6 protein-coding genes are annotated in these 4194 nt (G+C 50.6%); all 6 read right to left on the bottom strand.

What is annotated here, in order from left to right:
• On the bottom strand, window positions 1–487 hold a 487-nt coding region (rfaH, locus tag B3P58_RS09910; protein WP_286717275.1), incomplete at its 3' end, for a transcription/translation regulatory transformer protein RfaH.
• 15 nt (window positions 488–502) lie between these two features.
• Window positions 503–1240 (bottom strand): orotidine-5'-phosphate decarboxylase, encoded by a 738-nt coding sequence (gene pyrF, locus B3P58_RS09905; RefSeq protein ID WP_286717274.1) that lies wholly within the window; start codon window positions 1238–1240, stop codon window positions 503–505.
• Window positions 1237–2415 (bottom strand): hypothetical protein, encoded by a 1179-nt coding sequence (locus tag B3P58_RS09900; RefSeq protein WP_286717273.1) that lies wholly within the window; start codon window positions 2413–2415, stop codon window positions 1237–1239. Before B3P58_RS09900 ends, pyrF begins: the two co-directional genes overlap by 4 nt.
• 6 nt (window positions 2416–2421) lie before the next feature.
• Window positions 2422–2703: a lipopolysaccharide assembly protein LapA domain-containing protein gene (locus B3P58_RS09895; RefSeq protein ID WP_145470235.1), complete on the bottom strand. Its 282-nt coding sequence runs from the start codon at window positions 2701–2703 to the stop codon at window positions 2422–2424.
• A gap of 26 nt (window positions 2704–2729) precedes the next feature.
• On the bottom strand, window positions 2730–3023 hold the full coding sequence (ihfB, locus tag B3P58_RS09890; protein WP_145470233.1) for an integration host factor subunit beta: 294 nt from the start codon (window positions 3021–3023) through the stop codon (window positions 2730–2732).
• 438 nt (window positions 3024–3461) lie between these two features.
• On the bottom strand, window positions 3462–4194 hold a 733-nt coding region (locus B3P58_RS09885; protein WP_286717270.1), incomplete at its 5' end, for a S1 RNA-binding domain-containing protein.

Genomic DNA, 4194 nt, shown 5'->3' with positions numbered 1-4194 from the left:
GCAGCAGTTCGCTCAATTCCACAAACAATTCGCTCTGCTGACCCAGCAGAGAAAGTAAAATAACGGCTCTCTCTGTACCATCATATTCCTGAAAGATGGCTTCATAATGTTTAAAAGGGCCACTGTGCAGCGTGACTTTCTGGCCTTTTTTATACCGGGCGTCATTTTCGTTGCAAAGACTGCGTCGCTGCAAGTCATTAACCAGTAAAGTGCTGACAACTGCTGGCTGTGTGCCGAAATACAATAAGCCCCGCGCGCCAAGCGTGGAGCGAATCTTACTTAACAACGGATCAGCAGGGCCAGATTGTAAAAAGAGATACCCGGGAAACAAAGGCTCAGCGCGAAGTGTGCGTTTGCCCTTGGTAATATGCTCACGCTGGAAAAGAGGCAGAAAAGCGCTGGCACCTTGCTGCTCAAGATGCTCCAGTGCACGCTGTTCCTGACGGGGCTTGGTCAGAACAACATACCATTGTGTTGATACATCCATGTTATTCTGCAGGCCTCAGCTAAGGCTTGCCAGAATCTGCTCACAGGCAAGAGCAGGATCAGAGGCCTGAGTAATCGGCCGGCCAATTACCATATAATTAACTCCTGCATTCTGTGCCTGCAATGGCGTTAACACCCGGCGCTGATCACCTTGCTCAGTCCCTTCCGGGCGGATGCCTGGAGTAACCGTCAGAAATTTCGGACCACAGGCAGCGCGAATTAAAGTGACTTCCTGCGCAGAACAGACAACGCCATCAAGCCCGGATTGCTCTGTTAATGCTGCCAACCGTTCAACCTGTACCTGAGGATCAATATCCAAGCCGATATCGGCCAGGTCTGCGCGCTCCATCGACGTCAGCACGGTGACACCGATCAGCAGTGGTCTATGAGATTTTTTCTCAATTTCATTGCGCGCCGCTTCCATCATACGCCGACCGCCGGAAGCATGAACATTCACCATCCATACACCTAACTCCGCTGCAGCACCGACCGCTTTTGCGCAGGTGTTGGGAATGTCGTGAAATTTGAGATCAAGAAACACCTCAAAACCGAGACCGTGAAGCGATTCAACAACCACTGGGCCCGCTGCCGTAAAAAGTTCTTTACCAACTTTAACCCGACATTGTGCAGGGTTCAGCAGACCAGCCATGGACAAAGCTTGCTGCTGGTCTGGATAATCCAGCGCTACAACAACAGGAGAACTGACAGTACAGGAAGAGCCTGTATTTTCAGCAGAAAAAGATTGCTTATTCATAAATCGAGCTTCGCTTTTGGCAACTGCGGCACAAAAGAATTAATGGTCGACCAATCCTTACAACTAGGACAGCGCCAGTGAAATTCCTTGGCCTTAAAACCACAATTTTTACAAACGAACTTAGGCTCGTTTTCAACAATGCGGCGCAGAATATCATACACAACCAGCAACTGCGACTTGTCGAGCTGCTGCCTGTGACGCACAACCAATTCAACCAGGGCAAAAAAACCCAGATTCGATGGTTGCTCCGCCAGCTCCGAGAGCAATGTCGTCATTGCCCGGCTGATACCCTGCACTTCCACATCACACTCAGCCCGGGCGACCAAAGCTGGTACATACTGTGTTGCCTGCCACTGCCTTGCCAGATGAGCAACCAAGCCAGAACCATCATCAACCTGGTGGAAAGACTCAACCATTCTTTCCAGCACAGTAACAATTGCCTGACTATCTACATCAACAGCCTTTAAATAACAGCGAATGGCTTCCCGCGGTTCTTTCTGGCCATAAGCCATGTCGCCCTGAACCACAAATGCACGCGCACAGCGGCTGTCTATTTTAAGCGCCTGACGACACAACTGCTGGGTTTCGAGAAAATCGCCACGGGCAGACGCATCTTCTGCCAACTCGCACACAGCATGGGCAATACGTTTATCCAGCGAGGCGTTGCCTGCCAGTTTTTTGTCCCGATAAAGATCAAAAATCCGCTGCCATTCACCTTCTTCTTCGTACAGCTCAACCAGATAACGCGACGCCTGCTCCTGAACACGGCCACGCGCACCCAGCAATTCAACAAACAACCGCTCAGCCCGATCCAGCAAGCCGGCATAGGAGTAATCAATAGCCAGCTCCAGTTCGAGCAACATCTGCGTATTACGCGCAAGATCGGTACGGGCGAAGAGCGCCTGATGCAGATGAATTGACCGATCAACCTCTCCTTTCTCACGTAACGAGCGGCCGAGTTTAAGAAACAGGTCAATAGCATCATCATCAAGCTGAGGAATATTTAAAAGCCGCTCAAGCGAAGCATCATTGGCTTCTGCAAGCAAAAACTCGACACTGGGAATCCAGTCAGGGGGAGAATCTTTTTTAACCTGGCGGGCAAATCGATAACCCAGGGTCCAACCGATGGCAACACCCAGCAGCAGCAGCACATAAACCAGTGCAGAATCCATCATAGGTGCCTACGGCAGTTTGTTCAGGCGTTGTTTGGTGTCAGCAAGCTCTTTTCGTAACTGTCGTAACTGCAGCTTCTGACGGGCATTAATCACCACGCCACTGATAAGTCCTGCAATTGTTCCTAATAACAGCACAAGCCCCAACCACAGGGATACCGGTAAAGTAACGGGCGCTCCCAGCAGAAAATTTAACTCAACCAGCAGGCTGTTTTGTGCAGCAAACGCCAGCGTATAGGCCAGTACGACAACAAAAAGTACAACACTCAGGCCTACTTTCAGCGTTTTCATAGCATCGACTCCATATACCGGGACATTTACTCGTCTTCCGGGCTGTCATTCACCTGGTCACGCAGCTCTTTGCCGGGCTTGAAGTGAGGAACAAACTTACCTTTGAGATCGACAGTCTCACCGGTTTTGGGATTACGCCCCATACGCGGCGCACGGTAATGCAGCGAAAAACTGCCGAAACCACGAATCTCAATGCGCTCACCTGATGACAGCGTTTGCGACATATGATCCAGCAAGGTCTTAACCGCAAGCTCGACATCTTTCGATGACAACTGTGGCTGACGGCTGACGATTTTTTCTATCAGTTCAGATTTTGTCATGTCTTTTCCCTCCTTGAGAACGAAGCATGGCAATAAACCTAGCCAAATCATGCAGTTAGCTCAACCCTTTTGCAAGTGTTGATTGTTTGTACAACAACTTTCCACTAATCCTGACCAAAATCTGTAACAAACAACGTCAAAGCAGCCAGGCACAGGCCCCGATTGATCGGGAACAACGCTTAACGTACGCAGTACGGCCCGTAAGGTGACAGCCATGGATGGCAGCGCCGGGAGCGTTGATCAACATTGCGTAGCGATGGCCCGGGGTGGCGGCCATGTATGGCAGGCATAGCATCAGCGCCGGGAGCGCTGATCAACATTGCGCAGCAATAATTTTTAAAGAGCGCAGCAATGGCCCGCAGGGTGGGTGCCACGGACGGCACCCATAAAAAAACCCGCCGCAGCGGGTTTTTTCAGATCAGCTTAATTCAGCAAGACTTAGTCTTTCTGGTTCAGCTGCTCTTTGATCAGGTCACCGATAGTGGTAGGACCAGTCATTTCAGCATCAGCCTTAGCACGCTGTTCTTTCAGAGCCGCTTTGTCTTCTGCGCTGTCTTTTGCTTTAACAGACAGGCTGATAGCGCGGTTCTTACGGTCAACGGCAGTGATCACAGCTTCAACCGCGTCACCTTCGTTCAGCACGTTACGGGCATCTTCTACCTTGTCGCGGCTGATGTCAGAGGCTTTCAGAGTGCCTTCAACGCCAGGAGCGATTTCAACGATAGCGGCTTTAGCGTCTACAGAGATCACTTTACCGGTGATCAGAGTGCCTTTGTCGTTTTCAGCAACGTACTCAGAGAACGGATCGCTTTCCAGTTGCTTAACGCCCAGAGAGATACGCTCACGCTCAGGGTCGATAGACAGGATCACAGTTTCCAGTTCGTCGCCTTTCTTGTAGTTACGAACGGCTTCTTCGCCGCTGTCGTTCCAGGAAATGTCAGACAGGTGAACCAGACCGTCGATGCCGCCATCCAGACCGATAAAGATACCGAAGTCAGTGATGGACTTGATCTTACCGGAGATCTTGTCGCCTTTATTGAACTTGGTACCGAACTCTTCCCATGGGTTCATGGTGCACTGCTTGATACCCAGGGAGATACGACGACGTTCTTCGTCGATGTCCAGAACCATAACTTCGATTTCGTCACCAACCTGAACCACTTTGCTTGGG

The organism is Thalassolituus sp. UBA2009, from assembly GCF_002335285.1.
Lineage (GTDB): Bacteria > Pseudomonadota > Gammaproteobacteria > Pseudomonadales > Oceanobacteraceae > Venatoribacter > Venatoribacter alkanivorans.
This window is presented reverse-complemented; position numbering and strand designations above follow the sequence as displayed.